The 22,361-nt window shown below is 38.7% G+C and carries 13 protein-coding genes; 5 read left to right on the top strand and 8 right to left on the bottom strand.

Annotation, left to right across the window (positions count from 1 at the left end; translation table 11 throughout):
- Positions 1 to 201 precede the first annotated feature (201 nt).
- The 4 genes from LVD51_RS18155 to LVD51_RS18140 all read right to left on the bottom strand — a co-directional run bounded on the left by LVD51_RS18155 (position 202) and on the right by LVD51_RS18140 (position 6,887).
- Positions 202 to 1,257, bottom strand: coding sequence for a DUF6807 domain-containing protein (locus tag LVD51_RS18155; protein WP_236972792.1), 1,056 nt, complete (start codon positions 1,255 to 1,257; stop codon positions 202 to 204).
- 65 nt (positions 1,258 to 1,322) lie between these two features.
- Positions 1,323 to 4,055, bottom strand: a complete 2,733-nt coding sequence (locus LVD51_RS18150) for a DUF7133 domain-containing protein (RefSeq protein ID WP_236972791.1) — start codon at positions 4,053 to 4,055, stop codon at positions 1,323 to 1,325.
- 326 nt (positions 4,056 to 4,381) lie between these two features.
- Complete coding sequence (locus LVD51_RS18145) at positions 4,382 to 5,632, bottom strand: MFS transporter (RefSeq protein WP_236972790.1); 1,251 nt, start codon at positions 5,630 to 5,632, stop codon at positions 4,382 to 4,384.
- A gap of 64 nt (positions 5,633 to 5,696) precedes the next feature.
- Positions 5,697 to 6,887: an anhydro-N-acetylmuramic acid kinase gene (locus tag LVD51_RS18140; protein ID WP_236972789.1), complete on the bottom strand. Its 1,191-nt coding sequence runs from the start codon at positions 6,885 to 6,887 to the stop codon at positions 5,697 to 5,699.
- Between the two features lie 746 nt (positions 6,888 to 7,633).
- Between LVD51_RS18140 and LVD51_RS18135 the strand changes: the two genes are divergently transcribed.
- Positions 7,634 to 8,626: a tetratricopeptide repeat protein gene (locus tag LVD51_RS18135; RefSeq protein WP_236972788.1), complete on the top strand. Its 993-nt coding sequence runs from the start codon at positions 7,634 to 7,636 to the stop codon at positions 8,624 to 8,626.
- Positions 8,627 to 8,957: 331 nt separating this feature from the next.
- Here LVD51_RS18135 and nagA read toward each other — a convergent pair whose 3' ends face one another.
- The 3 genes from nagA to LVD51_RS18120 form a co-directional block, all read right to left on the bottom strand.
- Positions 8,958 to 10,148 carry an N-acetylglucosamine-6-phosphate deacetylase gene (gene nagA, locus LVD51_RS18130; protein ID WP_236972787.1) on the bottom strand — a complete coding sequence of 397 codons (1,191 nt, stop codon included), beginning with the start codon at positions 10,146 to 10,148 and terminating at the stop codon, positions 8,958 to 8,960.
- Positions 10,149 to 10,182: 34 nt separating this feature from the next.
- Complete coding sequence (locus tag LVD51_RS18125) at positions 10,183 to 10,932, bottom strand: glucosamine-6-phosphate deaminase (RefSeq protein WP_236972786.1); 750 nt, start codon at positions 10,930 to 10,932, stop codon at positions 10,183 to 10,185.
- Between the two features lie 77 nt (positions 10,933 to 11,009).
- Complete coding sequence (locus LVD51_RS18120) at positions 11,010 to 12,362, bottom strand: Gfo/Idh/MocA family protein (protein ID WP_236972785.1); 1,353 nt, start codon at positions 12,360 to 12,362, stop codon at positions 11,010 to 11,012.
- A gap of 539 nt (positions 12,363 to 12,901) precedes the next feature.
- Between LVD51_RS18120 and LVD51_RS18115 the strand changes: the two genes are divergently transcribed.
- From LVD51_RS18115 to LVD51_RS18105, 3 genes are all read left to right on the top strand, one after another.
- The gene (locus tag LVD51_RS18115; RefSeq protein ID WP_236972784.1) at positions 12,902 to 14,107 is read left to right on the top strand and encodes an ROK family protein; all 1,206 of its coding nucleotides are present in this window, start codon (positions 12,902 to 12,904) and stop codon (positions 14,105 to 14,107) included.
- Positions 14,108 to 14,597: 490 nt separating this feature from the next.
- A complete protein-coding gene (locus LVD51_RS18110; RefSeq protein ID WP_236972783.1) occupies positions 14,598 to 17,765 on the top strand; it encodes a SusC/RagA family TonB-linked outer membrane protein in 3,168 nt (1,055 codons plus the stop codon).
- Positions 17,766 to 17,791: 26 nt separating this feature from the next.
- Positions 17,792 to 19,660: a RagB/SusD family nutrient uptake outer membrane protein gene (locus LVD51_RS18105; protein ID WP_236972782.1), complete on the top strand. Its 1,869-nt coding sequence runs from the start codon at positions 17,792 to 17,794 to the stop codon at positions 19,658 to 19,660.
- Positions 19,661 to 19,734: 74 nt separating this feature from the next.
- On the opposite strand, the gene LVD51_RS18100 is transcribed toward LVD51_RS18105, so the two are convergent.
- Positions 19,735 to 20,274, bottom strand: coding sequence for a methylated-DNA--[protein]-cysteine S-methyltransferase (locus LVD51_RS18100; protein ID WP_236972781.1), 540 nt, complete (start codon positions 20,272 to 20,274; stop codon positions 19,735 to 19,737).
- A 474-nt stretch (positions 20,275 to 20,748) separates the two neighbouring features.
- Here LVD51_RS18100 and LVD51_RS18095 point away from each other — a divergent pair, with 474 nt between their 5' ends.
- Positions 20,749 to 22,155: a DUF1593 domain-containing protein gene (locus tag LVD51_RS18095; protein WP_236972780.1), complete on the top strand. Its 1,407-nt coding sequence runs from the start codon at positions 20,749 to 20,751 to the stop codon at positions 22,153 to 22,155.
- Positions 22,156 to 22,361: the final 206 nt, after the last annotated feature.

Here is a 22,361-nt window from a genome sequence, read left to right as displayed (position 1 = left end):
TTGTAAAGACAGATATGAATATACCCCATAAAAAGTTCCTATAAGGAAGTAACACCAATTACACTACTCGCTCAACATCAACCACTTAAATCATTTACTAATCACGCATAAAGTAGGATATAAAAAGGATAAAACACTATTACTATAACAGGTAAAGGAAGAAAAATGGCTATCGATGATTATTTTTCCAACTCCACAACCCTACTTATTGTTAAAGTCCTCTGCGATTTGATTGATTTGTTCAGGGGTAAAACCGACATCACTACCAATGACTATTCGATAATTTTGTGTAAATGATTCACCCTTTTTAAGGCTAAAATTAAATGGCTCCGATCCATCGACAAAATCTTCGACTCCAAAAGGATTGGCTGAAAACAGTCCATAACCTCTGGCATGCCAATAAGTGGGATAATTAACATTGTTGGGATGATCAAAAATCACTACCGACACCTTCTCGCCCTCAATTTCACCAGATAGCTGCATCCACTTGGCTCTTGTACCCCATACATCGTAGCCTGTAATTCCTTCACTGCTTAAATAATCCCCCGTAACTGTACTGTTATCAAGATCTTTGCTTTCCTCAAAACTACCGTTTGCTTGTTTTCTCAATACCGTCACATCTCCATCAGTAGGCAGTTCTAACTGTCTATTTAATCGAATCGCGAAACTGCCTTCCTTGGTATCTTCAAAGACCACGTCACCATTACTCGCAGTCAAAGTTGTGGTACGATCTATATAATTGTAGTTTTCAGCCTTGCCAATTTCAAAAGTAGAATGCTCAGTCAACAACTCTTGCCCCACTGAATCCAACCACGAAGATCGAGCCACAATAAGGCCCTTATCCCCCATAGACTCTACCGACTCTATACCCAATAGTTTAACTTGACCTAGGTTTTTGCGAGTCAATCCCTCAGCTCCATTGCCCCAAAAATCATTTCCATTGACACTGCCATAGTTGAACCAGGCCCCTACTTGATGACGGTGATCACCCCGTTCTCCATCTCTGGTGGCCAATGGATAACCCCTAGTAACAAAATGTCCTCCAGCCGTCATAATTGGATAAAATATCGGTTTATATACCTTATCTGGCCAACAATATGATGTAAAGAGTTGATTGTCTATCATTACATCGACCTTTTGAGCATCGGGATGGTGTATCACTTCAACACTTGAATTCACCTCCTCAGTCTGTTTTTCTGAACTACTTGGACCACAACTCATCACTAAGGCCAAAACCAATACCAAATACCAATTCATATTTTATTTTTTAGAACTTTATGTCTGTAATATAATGGAAGTCGAATATAAACAAAATTAGACCTTTAATTTATTCCCCGCGCATAAAACAGGATTCTTTTCATAGCCCATTGCTCTTCGCCATCTTCACTGGATAGAAATCTAACAAATTTGGCTTGGATAGGATTTTTTATGTCAACCGTATTCTTGCCTTTGTGACCTTTTGCACTTGCCTTTTCTGTCCAATTTTGACCGTCGTTAGATACCTCAATGGCATAGGCCAAGGGATGGTTCTTATCATTGGATTCAAAACTGATGGTCGACAATAGATAGGGTTGAGGAAACTCCACTTGATACCACATTCCCGACTTTATGGCCTCATCGGATTTCCAACCCTTATACCCAAATCCGTATCCGGGATCTCTGGTTGAACCCACTCCTTGCAATGCCGTGCTACTGGCCGTCACCTTCCAGGTTTTGTCCATCAACAATGGCTGAGGGACTTCTGAAGACAATTCTTCGAAGGTATAGCTCTCCGTGCGATCTTGAGTCTGAGATCTCAGTTCAGTCACATAATCTTCAGATACAAATGAAGCTTTATTTCCCATATCATTTCGAATATAAGAAGTCACCGAAGCGATCCAATCATCGTCGTTAGAAGCCATGGACACCATTATACCTTCATAAGTCTTGCCCTCAATGGTTCCTGTCAAACCGTGGAGCAAGGTTTTGACAATATATTCTGGATGTCCCACGATCCGCGGTGATCCTGATAGAGCTGGAGCGATGACATCTCCATTACCAGTAGGTGTGCCCAATCCCTGAACCCCATGGCAGGTCGCACAAAAGCTACTGTAAATCTCTTTGCCTTTGTCAAATAATTTTTTTTCTGACATTGAAAATTGACTGGCTGCAAGCTTAGATTTTTCTGCAATATTGTCCAATAATTGCTGCCCGACCAATTGGATGCCCTTAGATGATTCATCTTTTAGTTTAGTGGAGATAACCTTCTCTGCCGTTTTCACATCGAGAATATACAGGGTTTGCAAGGCCTGAATAGCTACCTCTACCGACTCATCTTCAGCCATTTTTATATAGTCCTCAACAAGGTCAACACTGCCGTATTTATACAGTGTTTCACTGGCTCTTATGGCCTGCTGCCTCACCATCGGATCGGCATCTGCAAAAAGCTTGCGAATAAATGACAAATCCAAACTTCCCAAGCCTTCCAAAGTCCACAAGGCGTGAATCCGACCCAATAAATTGTCCTGCTCTAATGCCATTTTCTTCAATGTTTCTGCCACTGATTTATCTTGGCGCAATATAATCAATTGTTGAGCCTTATCTCTCCACCAGCCATTGGGATGATGTAGGTGTTGAACCAATTCCTCAGTAGTTTCCTCAAACATTCGAGGCTGGGTTTTGTCTCTTTCCATTCCACGATAACTCAATCGCCAAATTCGACCATTTTCAATAATATCGTCCATTTGATATTGTTGGATCTTAGTACGCAAATAACTGCCTTGCTGAGTCCAATTGCCTTCTTGAATGATGCCTCTATACATATCTACTATATACAATGTACCATCGGGGGCAGTGGCTATATCAGTCGGTCGAAACAGTGGATCGCGAGACTGAATAAATTCGGCCTCTTCTTTTTCATACACATTTTGGATATAGGTCAAGCCCTCTTCCAATTCTGTATGTACTCTACGCACAATTCGACCTACGGGCTCACCGTATATATATTCTCCAACTAAATCTTCGGGCAATCGATGCCCCCTATATACATCATTTCCGGCTGCACCAGTAACGTTACTCAATGAGCCATCTGGCTTTACCTCCCTCATCCCCGGTTCGAAATCCTCCAATTTCACCAAACTATAGGGCACTCTAAAACCATCTCTAAATTGCCCCTTGACCCGATAATTGCCATAAATGGTTGGAAATTGAAAATTTTCTGGAACTCCACTAGCCCCACCTTGAAACCATATTTTACCGTAATTATCTTGAGTCACTCCCCATTGACCGTAGGGAACACCAGTGGCTTCCTTGATTACTCCTTCCGGTGTCCATCGAATCCGCAAGGGATTATATGTACTGTACATCCAATTGTCCAATGTCCATGTTAAAAAACTGGTTTGATGCTCTACATTTCCTGACCGCCCCAATCCACTGGCAAAAACCTCTTTTTTATCCACCTTTCCATCATCGTCAGTATCTATACATTTGTACACAATATCTTCATTGGACTCCATGGTCAATATGGTATTGGGTCCAAAAGGAACCACAAAACGCGGAAAGACAAGACTATCGAGAAACACCACTCCTTTGTCGTAGACTCCATCATTATCGGTATCTTCCCATCGCGATATTCTACTTATGGGTTGAAGCTCATCGGTAGCATCGATGTCTTGCATATAACTTCTCAACTCCAAAACATACATTCTTCCATTGCCATCGAATTGGATGGCTGCCGGTTCTTTGATATTGGGTTCTGTCAATACGGGATGGATTTCATAGCCCGGTCGCAATACGAAATCTGCTTGCTCTTCTCTAACTGATTTGGGAATAACAGGTGGGACAGGAGTTAAATCAATCCCCTTCCATCTTGGAGATTCCATATCGGCTTGTTCGGGAATTTCAATCTGAGGATAAGGAGGCAACCCTCTATTGGGATCCAAGCGCTCGGCAGGATCGAGGTCTAGGGTCGAAGTATTTGGTTTTTGCTGACAACTTTGCAGGGTAAAAATCAAGCAAATTATTGCCCACAAATGTGCATTTGAAATAAGAGTTCGAAAACGAAGTATAATATCCATGAGATGTATTTTTCGATAATGATCTGATTCTTAAGAAAAACTAAATATATTATATTATTTATCAAAAGATAAAATAAAACACCATCGAAAATCTATTTCATCATTCAACTAAACACATTGCACATATATCAAACACATTTACAAACAAATCAAAATCAACTCATAAATCAATCATCAAATAACCTCACATTCTAATAATACGAAATACCGCTCTTAATAGCCCTTTAAACATCTATACCAAAATAGGTAAGGCCATCAGACAAAGATGGATGAAAGTATATTCAATCCTTGAGATTTCCTATTACTTGCCAGAACGGACGAAAATTTTATGTTACCGCTGGCTTTCTTTTAATGGTTTTATTTTTAATCACCGGATTGGCCACAATGGAAATATATAGTATATAGCCAAAGGTTACATACAAAAATAAAAAGGCCATGCGCAATCCAACCAAATCACCGATAGCACCCACTACAAATGGCACCAAGGCTCCACCAAAAATCCCAGTACAAAGTATGCCTGACAGTGGACCGGCATGAGAGGTAATGGTATTCAAGGCCATGGAGAAAACAATAGAAAACATAACAGAAATAAAGAACCCTATGGCAGGAAAGGATACATAGGAAATACTAGCCGATCCAAATAAGGCCATAGCCAAGGTCAATCCCGACAATAAAGTAGCCACCGTCAATACAATTTTGGCATCAAACAACCGCAGAGCTAAAAGACCAAATAAACATCCGATGGACATCGATCCCCAAAACCAACCAACAGCTTGAGCACCTTCCACCTCAGGTGAAAATCCGTGATAGGTTTTTAAAAACTCTGACATCCAATTGGCCAATGCTTGTTCTGTTCCCACATAGGCTACAATACCCAAGAAAAACATCCACACTTGTCTATCCTGCAACAAGGTTTTATAAACGGCCAAAGAACCTGTTTTCTCATCTTCCTTAAGGGTAACCTTTGGCAACTTAAGGGAGGTAATTAATGCAATCATTAAAACAAATACGATACCAAATAACCAATACAGAGAAGTCCATTGAATGTCTTGTTGGACTAGGTTTGAAAAAACAGATTTAATCATATTGTCTCCACCTTCCGGTGATAGGGAGGACATAAAATGGGTAAACACAAAAGGACTCACAAAGGAAGCCAAACCAAATACCAATTGGGCCAAAACGGCAAAAAAGGCGAAGTTTTCCTCCCCTCCTGCTGTTCTCATTAGCGGATTGATAATAACTTGCAACATGGCCATCCCGATACCAATTATAAAGAGAGATAGGAGGGCAACCAAGTACATTGGGAAGCAAGCGAACAACAATGAACCCAAAAGATTCATTCCAAAAGCTACCAAAATTGATTTTTTCACACCGATGCGTTCAATCATAGTTCCCGCAGGTATGGAAGCAATACCATATGCCAAGAAAAACGAAAAGGGTAAAAAGGAAGCCATGGTCAAATTAATCTGATAGGTTTCTATGATTAAAGGCATCAATGGCCCAAGAATATTGGTAACAAATGAAATCACAAACCAGATCAACAAAATAACGACAACTAAGAATATAGACCTTTTCATAAAATTTATTTAATTATTGCAATAATACTAAAATATATTCACAGGATTGACCCAGAGTTAAAAATTACGGAAAACTAATTTTACCCATGACACAAGAAGGCATTTTTGCCCCTAAAGGTCTATAGGTCTGAGGATCACCAAACAACAACTCATTGGCCAAGACCGCAAAAAGTACAGCTTCTTTGGCATCTCCTGGTATCCCGATTTCATCACTTTGATGAAGCTTAATATCTGGTAAATAGGATTGCAATTCACGAAGAAGATGAGGATTATGACCTCCTCCTCCACTAATATATATCCTTGTTGCCTTATCCAAATAAGGTCGAAGAGCTTTGGCCATAGATTTTGCCGAGAAGCTTGACAATGTGGCCAGAACATCTTCCGGGTTTAGGGACTGATTTATTTTCGTCAGTCCTTTGCGTTGTAAAAAATCGAGATTAAAAACCTCAGGACCAGTGGTTTTAGGCAAGGGTAAATCAAAGAAGGGGTCAGACATTAGATTATCCAATAACTGTAAATTTACCCTTCCTCGATCGGCAATTTGACCATTGACATCGTAGGGTTGACCGAATTGTTGAAGCACAAAGGCATCCATTATGGTATTGCCAGGCCCGGTGTCAGAACTCAAGGGAGATAGATTTAAGTCTTTTCCACTTAATTTGGGCAAAAAGGTAAAATTGGCAATACCGCCAATATTCAACAATATCCTATCTTCATCAGGAGAGGCAAACAGTAATTCGTCGCCATACATAGCCAGTGGAGCCCCTTCTCCTCCAGCCGCAATATGTTTTTGCCGAAAATCACTAACGGTAAGTATTCCAGTTTTTTGGGCAATAAAATCTCCATCGCCCAACTGAAGGGTTACATTATACTCAGCATTACTTTGATGACTGGGTGCATGATAAACGGTCTGTCCATGACTGGCTATAACATCTACATCTTTAGCACTCAAACCCCATTGGCTCATGGCCTCTAATATTAGTTTGCCTTGTTCTTCGGCGATATGGCGGTCCAAATAACAAAGATCTTCCATTTTTGCATCGGCATTGGCAAAAACCTTCCTCACTTTGTATCGAAACTCTTCAGTATATGGTAGGGTTATAAAATTTTCCAATGACCATTTTGTTTTATATCCACTATACTCAAAACGACACAGAGCTATATCCAATCCATCTAGTGAAGTACCAGACATCAAACCGAGGAAATACCGCTGAGACTTCTGCTGGATCTTTATTAATCGATCAATGTTTTTCATTTATTCTTCTGGTTTAATATAACACTCAGGTTCACTATCGATTGACGATGTGGTTAGTTGACCTTTGACAAGAATTGGAAAGATATCATTTATAGTCAAACTTTTCACCCAATAATATCAACTCTATATAGATTCTTTCATACAATTATAAGATTATGTAAACATAAATAATATAATTAAACCAGATTGTTAACTGGAAAATTGAACCTTAAATCAACCCATATAATATGTCAAAAATCTAGCTTCGGCTTGAAACACATCGATCAATCTCCATTTTTTAGAAGAGTTTGTAATGAATTGACAATAATAATGGACATAATTAATGATTAGGAAAATATATTAACCCGCAATAAGTCAATGAAAACACGTCATTAGCATTGAACTCTCAAAAAATAATAATTCATTCATTTAATATGACCATCAAGATATTGAATAATCATGGATTGTACCACCTGGGTATACATGGTCTTATCACATATCCAAGGTCTAACTACTGTCGCCAAAGATGGATTAGAAAATCTTTTCATTATTACATTTATCGAATCAAATTTTTACATTTATAAATATGCTTTATCGGTCATAGGCATAAGAATTATAATAAAAAATATGTCCTTTAATTTTTTCATGGATTTCTAGCTCGTTTCAGTATTTTATTCACTTTTTAGAAAGATTCCAAGGTTTTATTATATTTGACTATAGTTTACACTATAACACACATTGGAATATTTCCCAAAACCAGCTATACAATGAAAATATTGAAATCTCTTTTTCTATATTCAACTTTTTTCACCCTCTTATTTTTAACTGGATGTTCTTCCATGAAGACTTATCGGGTCGTCAATCAAGTCATTGCCCCTCCCTATCAATTACCGGAAACCACGAAGCAATTGGTATTGCTCAATGCCAATACCACTACGGTAGACAAAAACACAAATAATGGACAGACTTTACCTGTAGATGAATCGTATCAAGATTCTAAATATTTAATGGATCGCTTTTACTCTAAGCTTAATCTCGGAAAATATTACCTAGTCAAAAAAGTAAACTGGACACCGAACAGTAGAATTTGGGAAGATGAATATGCCAAAGAATATATGACTTCCGATGACGTGTTAATCGTCTTGGAGGATTTTGATTCAGATTACGATTTCAAATCTGAAAAAATAAGAAAACATCAACTCGACCCTCAGGGCAAGGACTATTATATCGATGCCTACCAATCCACAAGAAACTATCGCATAAAAGCAATATGGAGTTTATACAATGGACAAAACGGAGCCTTATTAGACCGATTTGAAGATGTGGGCGAAAAGAAATTTTCCACCCAAGGATTACAAAAAGATCAAACCATCACCAAATTGGACAGCTTAGGTCAAGGGGTTCCGCATTATATTATGGATTCTCTAGCGCTGTCATTGACCAACTACATTATGCCTGTTCGCATATACGATACTTGGTCTTATTTCTCCAAAGGTTCCGATGCCTTAGAAAGGGGAAGTAAATATTTTGAGCTTGAAAAATTGGATGATGCAGAGGATATTTATCATCGATCCTTGTCTTCAGCCGACGAAAAGACCAAGCCGAAGTTGTATTACAATTTGGCCGTTATAGCCGATATCCAACGCAATTATCAACAAGCCCTTGACTATGCCGAAAATGCTGTATTGCTATCGGACAAGTCCGTTTACAAAACCTTATTCAATAAGATAAAGCTTAAATTGGAAATAGAGTCTCGGTAATCAATCACCAAGGTCATCATTCTATTGGAAGTAAGAGCCTCGGTTAATACGAATTACATTTATAATTGCATTGTTTTTACAAATAAATAAAATTTTATTTTTCCTTTTTTCTAAACCGACTTTCAATTATTTGCGATAAGACGACCTAATACCCAATGCATTTGATATAAGTGTAAGGAAGGGATATACTATATATTAAGTGTAATTAATACCAAATAGGTTTATAATTGAAGATTGAACAGCAGTAAAACCGCAATGTCCATGACACTGCCCCTATCGAAAATTGCAGGATAGGTTAATTACCCGTTTTTACTATTTAATACAGGATTATTTATTCTTTTTCGTAAATAATCTTTCCACCTACCATGGTCATAGATATTTCTATATTGTCGTCGAACAATACAATATCTGCATCTTTTTGAGCGGTAATAGATCCTGTTTCATCATCGACTTTCATAATTCGGGCAGGAACTAAACTGGCCATTCGAACGGCTTCTACCATTGAAACATCGGTCTTTTCCAACATGGTTCGGATCAATCGATCGGCGGTGGCTACACTACCGGCAAAGGAACTCCTATCCACCAATTTGGCTACACCATCTTCGACAATACAAGGCAATCCATTCTTCTTAGTGCCCAATAAACTAGGACCTTCTGGCATACCGGCCGCCCGCATAGCATCGGTAATGAGGGCAATGGAGTCTACGCCTTTTTGTTTGACGATTAATTTCAACAAAGAACCGGGCAGATGGGCACCATCGGCAATAATTTCAACATCCATTGAATCTAGAGCATAGGTTGCCTCGACAGAACCAGCATATCGATAAGCATTGCGACGGGTGACTCCAGACATGGCGGAATAAAAGTGGGTGGCCAAATTAAAACCCACCTCATGGGCTTCAATTACTTCTTCATAAATAGCATCCGTATGTGCAATGGCGGATATTACACCATGCTGTCGCATAAATGTACCAAATTCGATGGCTCCAGGCAATTCTGGTGCAATACTCCATCGCTTTACATACGGATAATTTCTTATGACATATTCATACTCTTCCTTCACTGGCGGCCTAATATACCGCGGATCTTGAGCCCCTTTCTGACTCATTGCCAAATAGGGCCCTTCAATATGTACACCCATAAACCGAGCACCTTCAGTATTTAGTCGATGAGCTTCTGGGTAAATATCCAATACTTGTAAAAAATCTTTCCAATCACCAGACAAAGTCGTGGGGAACATGGCTGTGGTTCCATACTGAGCGTGAGTTTTAGCAATTCCAAGAAAGGCCTCGATTGTTCCATCCATAAAATCATATCCCCCACCTCCGTGTACGTGCAGCTCTATAAATCCCGGCGATATATATCGTCCTTGAGCATCGATATATTGGGCATTATTCACTTCGAGTTTGGAAGTAGACACAGCTTGTATCTTTCCATCCTTTACCCAGATACTTCCTCCAGGCAACTCTCGATGAGAAGTTAATACATTACCATTGTATATGACGATATCACGATACTCCATTAGACTTTGATTTTTCTGTTATTAACGAAAGGTGTTAATTAACCTTGCTAGCTTCCCAAACTGTAGCAGATGCTTTGTCCAAATAATAGGCGCAGTTCGCGTGAGACTGAAGTATACTTGCAGGCAATTCTGGAGTGATTTCTCCGTCTAAAGCTTTGGCAACAGCTACTGCTTTTCTTTCATCTGGTACTGAACAAATTAAATATTCGGTCGCCATTATTTGATTTACTGACATAGAAATCGCTTGCTTGGGAACATCATCAATTGATTCAAACCAACCTTCGTTGAATTGTTGTGCTCTACAAGGTAAGTCCAAATTAACAATTAAATAGGGGTCTTTGGTCTCAAAATCAGCTGGTGGATCGTTGAATGCCAAGTGACCATTCTCTCCCACACCAACAAAGGCTACATCGATGGGATGGTCAGCAATAAGTGTGTTCAATCGCTTGCATTCTTCCACTGGGTCTGCTTCACCATCTATCAAATAATATTTCTTTAGCGGGGCTATTTGTGAGATAAATCGCTCCTGTAAATATTTTCTAAAACTGGCTTTGTGCTCAATTGATATGCCAATATATTCATCTAAGTGAAACATAGTCACCTTAGACCAATCGATATCCTTATCGGCAATCAATTCCTGAATGGTTTCAAATTGACTAGTCCCTGTCGCCATAATTATATTTGCATAACCTTTGTCAGCAATGGCATTCTTAATAATTTCTGCACCTGCTTTTCCAGCCAATTGGCCCATTTCTTTTGGAGTATCAGATATTGATATATTCATATTTAATAATTTATTGATTAGTTTATTTTGAAGTTAATAAAAACTGCATCGCTTCAGTATTTATCCCTTAAACAGGTTTACAATTTCGGTTCCCACCCTTTTTCGTATTCACGCTTCCAAAGTTTCTTTGCCTTTTTATTGCCAATAATATGACCATTACTAGAATCTGTTTTTAAAGCACCTCCAGACCTAATAGCAATATTACCTAATTGACACAACAGGGTAGAAATATGTCCTCCATCGATATCGGCATTCAACTTTTCTCCAGATTTAATCCCAGCAAAGAAGTTTTGAATATGTATAGCATCTAATATTTGAGATGGATTGGCCTTATTCCTAGGATCGATTTGGATATCGTTGTCCACTTGTTTTACGATATTGTTTTTCAAATCGTATACTGTGTAAGAATTTCCTCCCGTAATTTTTAACGAACCCTTCTCACCGTAAAACACCACACCTACACTACTGCCTTCTACGGTTCTACCATTACAACTTCTACCCTCCCAAGTCAAGGCAGTATTGTTGTCAAATGTAAATGAAATAACCTGTGTATCAGGAGTCTCCCAATCATCTTGATATCGGAATCGTCCACCAGATGAAGTTACACTGTTGGGATATTCTACCTGTAATCCCCAACGCATTAAGTCAATCATGTGAGTTCCGTTGTTCAATGCTTCTCCTGTCCCCCAATTCCACATCCAATGCCAATTGTAATGAATCAAATTATCTTTCAAAGCCATTCTTGGTGCAGGACCCTGCCACAACTCATAGTCCAACCAACTCGGCACAGCTATTTCCTTGCCTACTCCAATGGAAGCTCTATTGTTGGTATACCATCCTTTGGCAAAATATGCCCGTCCAATAATTCCTTCGTGTACGGCTTGTATTCCTTCTTTGACATTGGGCCAAGACCTTCTCTGATTCCCCATTTGAATAACATTGCCATATTTGGCCGCTACTTTCACCAACAATTCTCCTTCATGAGGGTTATGGCTACAAGGCTTTTCTAAATATACGTGTTTCCCGGCTTGAGAAGCCAATATCGCAGCAGGTGCATGCCAATGATCTGGTGCAGCGATAACCAAAGCATCTACATCCTTGCGCTCTAGTGCATTTCGAAAATCTGGTACTGCATCGGGCTTAAAGTTTTGGATACCATTCACCACATTAATACATTTATCGGCCGCTCTACTGTCGACATCAGAAACCGTAACAATCTGACAATTGGGCTGCATGGCATAAGTTTTAGACAATGCCAATCCTCGACTATTTACTCCCATCATCCCGACTCTCACCTTTTCATTTGCTCCCATGATATTGTTATAAGATTGAGCCGAAAAACCAGGTAATCCACCACCAATGGTTAGGGCAGCAGAACCTAAAAGAGACCGTTTTATAAATTTTCGTCTTGAGCTGTCATTAACATCCATAGCCTATGTTTTTATTGAATAAAAATTAAAGATTATCATCAAAAATAGCGGTAACGTTACCGAAGATACAATAAATCCATCATTTATTAATAATTTTATAAAAAAAATGCTCACACGGCTGCAAATTATTATTGGCAACCACGGTTTTAAGACCAATTTAATCCATTGTTTTAATAAACATACCAACGACAAAAAGGTAGAATTTTAGTTCTACATTCACTGAAAATACCCCCATCATCACTACATAACCAACTGCTTATTTAAATCTACTTTATATAGGTTTATTAAACTTAAAGAATTCTTCACTTTGAAGAAATTACATAATGAGAATACTGCTCCTACAGAAATCCATGAGAAAAAAAAATTGCTATATTTATAATATAATAATAGAAACTATTGTTAATATCTCGCTTATCGAGAACGAATTCCATTTTTTATATAACTATTTACTACATTTTTTTTGTGAAAATAGCTAAATAAAAAAAAATTTACCATCTTTATAATATATTTAATAAGTTACCTCCGAAAACCAAAAGGCATTGTCGAAAGAAGAATTATATAAACAAAACATAATCAAACAATTATACTTTGAAAGAGTATTATCGGCAACCGACCTTAGCAGTTTGATAAAAAAAAGTATTCCCTATACTACACGACTGATCAATGCTCTATTGGACGAAGATGTTATCACTGACAATGGTTTAGCGGATTCATCTGGAGGTAGAAAACCCCAAACTTACTCTCTTATCCCTGGTTTAAAATATATTATTGCTGTAGCCATGGATCAATTTAATACCCAAGTAGGACTCTACGATCTTCACCAACAAGAAGTTTGCCCTCCAAAGAATATTGAACTACCTCTAGCCAACAACACGGACGCCTTAATCACCTTGAGCAATGCCGTCAACGATTTTATATCAAATTCAGGAATAAATAAATCACAAATTATAGGAATGGGTATTGGAATGCCGGGATTTATTAACACCAAAAAAGGCATTAATTACTCTTTTTTACACATTCCTAAATCGAATATAATTTCCTACCTCAAAAAAAGCACACAACTACCCACATTTATCGCCAATGATTCAAGCGTTTTTGCTTTAGCAGAATTAAGGCTCGGAGCCGCCAAAAACAAAAAGAATGTTATGGTCGTCAATATTGGTTGGGGAATAGGACTAGGACTCATCCTTAAAGGGCAATTGTACAATGGAGAAAATGGTTTTGCTGGTGAATTTAGTCACATCCCACTTTTTGACAACCGAAGGATCTGTAGTTGTGGCAAAATGGGTTGTTTGGAAACTGAAGGCTCTCTAAATGTCATGGTAACCAAAGCAAGACAAGGTATCCAAGAAGGCCAATCAACCATCATCAAATTTAATGAAGGTGAAGATAATCTGTCCGCAGCTTCAGCGGTAATGCATGCTGCATCAAAAGGAGATCGATTTGCCATAAGCATAATCTATGAAATTGGCTACAACATCGGTCGTGGCCTTTCTATCCTTATCCATCTTATGAATCCCCAACTCATCGTTTTAGGAGGATTGGGCATTAAAGCAGGACATCTTTGGTTGGCACCCATTCAACAGGCCATCAACGAACATTGCATTCCCATACTATCAGAAGACACCAGCATGAAGCTCACTACCATCGGTGAACAAGCGGGATTGATAGGTGCTGCTGCCCTCGTCATGGACAATATCGAATCGACTAATTGGTCTTCAATTCACACCCTGTCCAATAGTTAAAACAACACAACTTCATTATCATTTACTTTGAAAATATCATTTTACACCCATCTTACATCAAACCACAAACGACAGCTTTTTTTTATTGTAAAAAATACAATTAAAAAATAATTCAAATAAAAAACAACTAATAAATAAATAGTTTAAAAACTATATAATATTTTTTACAACCCAATTAAAAAAGTCTTTTATATCGAACTCCGAACAATTACCCTATAACATAGTTCGAACAATAGATTCAAATGCATTTTATATTTTGCATGATTGGTTTTTTTTACTATTTTAGCTTGACTAAATCAAGATGAAGGATTTTTATTAACCAGATTAACATATTCGATTACTAAAGCTAAACCATAAACTAGTACTTCTTTAACTAGTTATTATTATTTATTTACTATAAATAATAGGGCTGTTCTATGCTTTAATAAATTGAAAATGTTTTTTCTAAAATTGAATTGTAAAGAATTTTTAATGTGAAAAAAATTTTACTATGAAGCGTAAACGTTTATTATTTTTTAGTAGTCAAAACCAAAAGACCAAGGTTGTTAGATCTTGGATATGGGTATTTGGCTTATTGATTTGGACTGCATTCGATTTGTCAGCCCAAATGAAAACAATAGAAGGTACTGTAACCGACAACACTGGAGCACCACTAATAGGTGTAACCATTGCCGTCGAAGATGGATCCAATGGAACCGCTACTGATTTCGATGGAAAATACGCCATTTCCTTGGATGCCAATCAGTCAAAGTTGATTTATTCCTATGTGGGATATACATCGCAAACGATTGAGATTAATGATCGCTCAAAGATCGATGTTGTCCTCGAAGTAGACGCCATTGGATTAGAGGAAATTGTGGTCGTGGGTTATGGAACAGTGAGAAAAAAGGACTTAACTGGAGCCGTTTCTCAGATCGATGCGGATAAACTAAATAAGGAAGCCACCAACAACATCACCGATATGTTGAGGGGGAGTATGCCGGGACTGAATGTAAATTTTTCAACATCACCAAAAGGGATCAGTAGCGCCAGTGACTTGGAAGTACGAGGACAAACCACAGTGCGAAAAGACAGCGACGCCAACAAATCAGCTAATGCTCCTTTAGTAGTTTTAGATGGTATGATCTACGGTGGCGACCTGGCTGATATCAATCCAAGCGATATTGCTACTTTCGACATTTTAAAAGATGCATCTTCAGCAGCCATCTATGGTTCAAGAGCCTCAAACGGTGTCATCCTCATAACTACGAAGAGAGGTAAATCGGGCAAACCTCGAATTAATGTTTCCTCTAGCGTAGGTTTTGTAGGACTATCTGGACAAGAAATTGACCCTATGAACGGCGAACAATTTATCGAATGGCGTATTGCTGGTTTTGAATCCAACGAACGCAAGCACCTTGACAACCCAGGATATTACGATGATCCCAACAGTTTACCTTCAGGTGTATCATTAGATCAATGGAAGGCTTACGACGGTTCATCTCAAGCCAGCGATCTCACCGGTATTTGGTTGAATAGAATTGGTTTTTCCCCTGTGGAAATTGCGAATTATGAAAGTGGATCCACTATCAATTGGAAAGATTACGAATACCAAAGCGGGATGAGACAAGATCACAACATAAGCATTTCGGGAAGTTCGAATCGACTTAATTATTACTGGTCTTTAGGCTATGTAGACAATGAAGGCCATCGGTACAACGACAGATGGAATGCACTGCGTTCTAGATTAAACTTTGAGGCCACCATTACCGATTATCTAAAAGTGGGAACCAACACCCAGTTTTCAACCAAGGATGAATCTCCTATATTGTCTAGCAACAACTTGCTCAACGTAACCCCATACGCTTCATTCTATGAAGACGATGGCGTCACTATCGCCTATGCACCTACAGGCAATATTTCCAGTTCACGACATCCATGGCTCGATTATGTATATAGAGATAGATACTACAATCGAAATGCTATTAACACTAAACTATATGCAACGGTTACTCTACCTTTGGGCTTCACCTTTACTTCAGAATACATCCCTCGAATCCAATGGGATAGAGAATACAACCACTGGTCTTCTGACCATCCGGACTGGGGCAATGAAGGAGGTAGAGCCGAAAGAAGAAATTACAGTAGCTACGAATGGCAGATGAACAATATCTTAAAATGGAATAAAGAGATTGGTGTTCACCGTTTTGATTTAACCTTGCTCCAAAATGCTGAAAAGTTCCAATCTTGGTCTGACAAGGTACGTAGAAACAACTTCCTACCCAGTGATGTATTGGGCTACAACCAAATTGGCGCGGCCACGCAAGATGTTGAAATCACCAGTGATGATGGCTACGAAACAGGAGATGCATTGATGGCTCGACTCAATTATGTATTCATGGATCGCTACATGGTTACTGGATCCTTTAGAAGAGACGGTTATTCAGCCTTTGGGCAAAAAAATCCTCACGCCAATTTTGGCTCTATAGCTTTGGGCTGGCTAATTAGTGAAGAGTCATTCTTCAATGTCAATGCTATAGATCTTTTGAAACTGAGACTGTCTTACGGCACCAACGGAAACCGCTCGATAGGAAGATATTCCGCCCTATCAGATCTTAGTTCAGGAAACTATGTACAAATCATCAATGGACAGCCGGTCTATGTATCTCAATTGTACTCGAATAGACTAGCCAACTCCGACCTTAAATGGGAAAAAACAGGGGCCTATAATTTAGGTATAGATTACTCCCTATTCAACGGAAGGATTAATGGTAATATTGAGGCATATTATATGCAGACCAAAGATTTGTTGATTGAAAGAAGTTTGCCAGATGTAGTAGGATACGACCTAGTATTTTCCAATCTAGGACAAGTAGACAATAGAGGTTTTGAATTTACCCTTAATACCGTAAACATCAGCAACAAAGACTTCTCTTGGACCAACGGATTTTCTATGGCCTTTAATCGAAATGAAGTCGTACATCTATACGGAGACACAGAAGATGTGCTAGATGATGCAGGAAATGTAATTGGTCAACGTGAAATAGATGATGAATCCAATGGCTGGTTTATTGGACATGCATTAGATCAAATATGGGATTACAACGTATTGGGAATCTGGCAAGAAGACGAACGCGAAGAAGCCACTAAATACTCAAGAGCTCCCGGAGATTTCAAATTGGAAGATGTCAACAACGATGGAGTATACACCAATGCCGACAAAACATTCCAAGGATATAAAAAACCACAATTAAGGCTATCATTGAGAAACGACATCACCTATAAAAACTGGGATTTCTCCATGAAATTTTATTCCTATCTCGGTTATTACTCCGCCAACAACCATCTTAAAAACAACGACGTATTCTATGATAGAGGTTCTTCTTACAATGCCCCTTATTGGACGCCGGAAAATCCAAGCAACAAATGGGCACGGGTAGAAAGTTATGAAACTGGATTCACCGTCTATGAGAACAATTCATTTATTCGATTAGACAATGTATCCCTGTCTTACTCTGTACCTAGCAAATGGCTAGACCTAGTGAATATTGAGCAAGCCAGATTGTCTTTTGTCATGCAAAACCCAACCGTATGGGCACCTTCATGGTCATGGATGGACCCTGAAGTACAAGGCTATGCTCCATCATCTTACAACTTTAAATTGAACTTGACATTATAGAATTTCCAAAAGTAAAATCTAAAACAATGAAAAATATATATAAATATAGCTTAATCGCCTTGACCTTTTTGGTCACTCTGGTGAGCTGTAAGAAAGAATTTTTAGAGCCTAAACCTCTATCCTTCTTTGCTCCAGAAAACGCATTTATTGACGCTGCTGGTTTCGATGCAGCCCTGGTTGCTTGTTTGAGAAATGTTCGCCACGAATACTATGGCGATGGCAATCCTATGATTACCGAAAATATTTTCTCCGATGTTGCCGTAGAAGGAACCACAGACAAAACAGGGCCTGCCATGGACTTACCTGCCCAAATATTGCCCGATGCTTGCCTCAACAGTGCGGATTGCAATAGAATTGGTTGGTTTTGGAAAGAAGGTTACAGAAGAATTAGATATGCCAGTGCAGTAATCTCGCGTATCGATGACGCCGAATACAGTAGTGAAGCCGAACGAAACCACGTATTGGGCAAGGCATATTTCCACGTAGCACGTACCTATTACCGGTTGGTTCACCAATTCGGAGATGTGCCTTTAATTTTGGAAGAAATCACTTCGCCTCGACTCGATTTCTATTCCGTGACTCGAGAAAGCATCTTGAGAAAATGTAAAAAAGACTTGGAATTCGCGGCTCAATGGGTTAAACCAGAATGGGAAACCGAAGTTGTAGGTGACGTGACCAAGGCAGCAGTCAACCATGTACTTACAAAAGTCAACCTGGCCTTGGGTGAGTTTGACGATGCCATCGCTTCCTCATCGGCCATTATCAACGACGGCCACCATGCACTCATGACAGAAAGATTCGGTATCGATAAAGACGATCCTAGCAAAAACGTTATCTGGGATTTGCACCAAGCTGAAAATAAATCCCTTTCAGAAAATACAGAGCGCATTTATGTCATGGTAGCCAGAGAAGGTTTCGAAGAAGATGGCAACAGCCGGATCTCTATTATGCGTCAAACCACACCTTTCTGGGGTGGTACTGGTAAAATTAAAACCCCAAGCGGTCAAGCTGGTATGAGAGATGTACCTTTGGGCTCATCTGGTGTGGAGATTGACCTTGTATCAGCCATTGGGCGGGGAATTGGAAGATGTCGACAGACTCCTTACCACCATACCGACATATGGACAGACGACAATGATTTGAGACATGCCCCAGGCAATTGGTTAAACATGGAAGACTTGGTCTATAATCACCCTGCACTTAAAGAAAGTAATGATCCATATTACAATAAGCCATTACAACTCTATGATGACAATGGTGGTATATTGTGTACAGACACTATCCGATCTTGGTATGGCTGGCCTCGATACAAACTATTTGTTGCTGACCCAACTGATTTAACTCCAGATGGCGGTAGAGGAGATTGGTACTTGTATCGTCTAGCTGAAACATACTTACTTCGCGCTGAGGCTTACTACTGGAAAGGTGACTTAGCTAGTGCCGCTCAAGACTTAAATGCTGTACGCACAAGAGCTGGTGCTGCACCTATTGCTGCCAGTGAGTTCAATATGGATGTATTGTTAAATGAAAGAGCTCGTGAATTATTTTACGAAGAACCTCGAAAAACAGAATTGACAAGAATTGCCTTTATATATGCCCAAACTGGCAAAACCGCCTACAACGGCAAAACCTATAGCTTGGACAACATGACGCAAAGCAATTTTTGGTACGATAGAGTAATGGAGAAAAACGTATTCTATCAGAAAGAAGTTCGCGCGCCTCACTACAATTATCGAGCTGCTCCACACTTGGTATTGTGGCCAGTTCCTGCTAGTGCCATCAATGCCAACACATTGGGACATATCAATCAAAACCTAGGTTACCCCGGACAGGAAATCAGACAACAATCTTGGAGATGGGTAGATGGTGAAGGACAAGGAGAAATCGTCCAATAACTATAATACCAAATTCATTTGGTATAAGATCTCAAGGATTTCAAAGGTTCGACTCGATGAGTCGGACCTTTTTTTTATACAAACAATTGACCTTGTTCACAGAAATGACTGCGATTTTCATGATACAACAATTGACGCTTAATATCTTTGCCATAGATATAGCCCGTTAACTTACCATTACTGCCAATGACCCGATGACAAGGGATAATGATGGGAATAGGATTTTTACTATTTGCATTGCCAATGGCACGTGCACTCTTGGGCTGGTCTAAAAAATCTGCTATTTGTTGATAGCTGCGAAATTTACCAAATGGTATGGTCTGTAATAAACGCCACACTCCAATATAGAAGGGAGACCACCCCACCCAATCAATTGAGATGGAAAAGCGATGTAAGTTTCCTTCAAAATAGGCCTGTAATTGTTCGACAACATGATCTAATGCCTTATCACAACCTTCATCAATATTGGAATCCATAAGAGGATCAATACCGGCCTTGGGGCGAATAATTAAACTCCGCAAACCATGGTCACTGGCTTTCAGCTCAATTACACCAACAGGACTGTGCACTAAACCTCTATGTTCCATGGAATTAAATATAGTTAATTTTTCCACCAATCATACAATTACTAAAGATTTATTTCTTCAAGTGAAAATATTATATATTTTTACTATGCTACGCATGACCTATTTTTTGTTTTCCATGTTGCGCAATATAAAATTTTAAATATTCAATATTTAAGCAATAGAATAATAATTATTTTGTGTAACTTTAACACGTAAAATTTGACATAATTATTTAACGATAATATCGTGGCTAGACCCTATGTCTATATAAAAAGTTCAAAAGAATAGATCCATTTATATAACGATAAGTCCATGACTCATTTGGTTAATATCAAAGATGAATTTCTAGGTATTTCTAAATCATTAAAAATCTGGCTTATCCAATCCTATTATACCCAATGAATTTATTTCCGCAAGCCGAATCAACAGCAAATAAGAAAACCATATAAGTTTAAAACCTAATAAAAATTCAGTAAACCCAAATCCACTTGATACATCAATTTCAAAATAAAAATTGCCCACATGAAAATCACAGTTATTTTTGGAATAATTTGCCTAATACCTTATCTACTTACGGCTCAAACCATTAAAAAAGAAACTAGTAAAACCAGTTCATTAAAACCCAGATTAGTGATTCTCACCGATGTATCAACCTGGGAAACTGATGATAGCGAATCACTGGTAAGGTTATTGGTACATGCCGATTTATTCGAAATTGAAGGCATCATTTACACTACAGGTTGGAGTCTAGAAGAAACTCGTGATGACTTCTTTGATTTAATACATGATGCCATCGACGCCTATGAAAAAGATTTACCCAACCTCCTCAAACGATGTAACCAAGAAGACTTTTTAAAAGATGAAAATCACCAATCTATTGGCTATTGGCCCAGTCCTAATTATTTAAGAGAACGCACCATGTTTGGTAGTAAAAAAAGGGGGATGAAATTTATTGGATCAAACAACAGCTCTCCGGGAAGTGATTTAATTATCAAGCTTGCCGATGAAAAAGACGAACGCCCGCTATGGATTACTATTTGGGGCGGAGGCAATACCTTGGCGCAAGCCATCTGGGAAGTACAACAAGAGAGGAGTGAAAAAGAATTAAAAACATTTCTTAAAAAAATACCCACTTACGCCATCACTGATCAAGATCGATCCTATGAAAAAGGGACTCCTTTCGATATTAGCGCTCATCAATGGATGCGTCGAGAATTTGAAAAAGATCTATTATTTATTTGGGATGAATGTGCATGGAAATATCAAAACGGGACTGGAAAAAAGAATTGGGACTTATATGCAGAACATATACAAGGACATGGCCATCTCGGAAGGGTTTACCCCAAATACAAATACGGTGTAGAAGGAGATACGCCAGCCTTTCTGCATCTATTACCGAATGGACTCAATGACCCAATATTGCCAAATCAGACGGGCTGGGGTGGATATTTCGAATGGGATGAAGGTCCAGATAAAGAAACCTACGCATATACCAATCACCGTGGACGAAGCCATGATATATGCCGAAAGTATGTGAACTATTTCTACCCCGCCACCTTCAACAATTTTGCGGCTCGAATGGATTGGGCAGCTGAAGGAAAGGGAAACCGTAATCCAATAGTCATTATCGATGGTAATGAAAGCCAAGAAATAATTTACCTCAAGACCAAAAAAGGAAAAACCATCACTATCGACGGGTCAAAATCTTATGATATCGATGAAGATGAGATACACTTTAAATGGTGGATCCTTCCAGAAGCAGGCACTTATAATCAAGAAATACCCATTCAAGATGATTCTTCTCCTAAAATTCGCTTCAAAACCCCTTCAGATTCATCAGGTAAGACTATTCATTTAATTTGTGAGGTAACTGATAGTGGCCCTCATCAATTAACCAGCTACCGAAGGATTATCATTGAGGTAAAATAATCCTTGCCTAAATAACCAGAAGCACTCAGAATAAGAAATATAAAGCCCTAAACGGACTTAGTTTAATACGTGTGAGGGAATAAGGAAAATTCCTACTTAATGCAATCAAAAATCGTAAATCGACCTTTGGAGACTGTTCAATTAAGTGTGTCTACTTATCTTAGCAAACTATGAAAAAAGAGAAGAAAAACGAAAAGGAAATACTA

Source organism: Membranihabitans marinus (genome assembly GCF_021729155.1).
GTDB lineage: Bacteria > Bacteroidota > Bacteroidia > Chitinophagales > Saprospiraceae > Membranihabitans > Membranihabitans marinus.
This window is presented reverse-complemented; position numbering and strand designations above follow the sequence as displayed.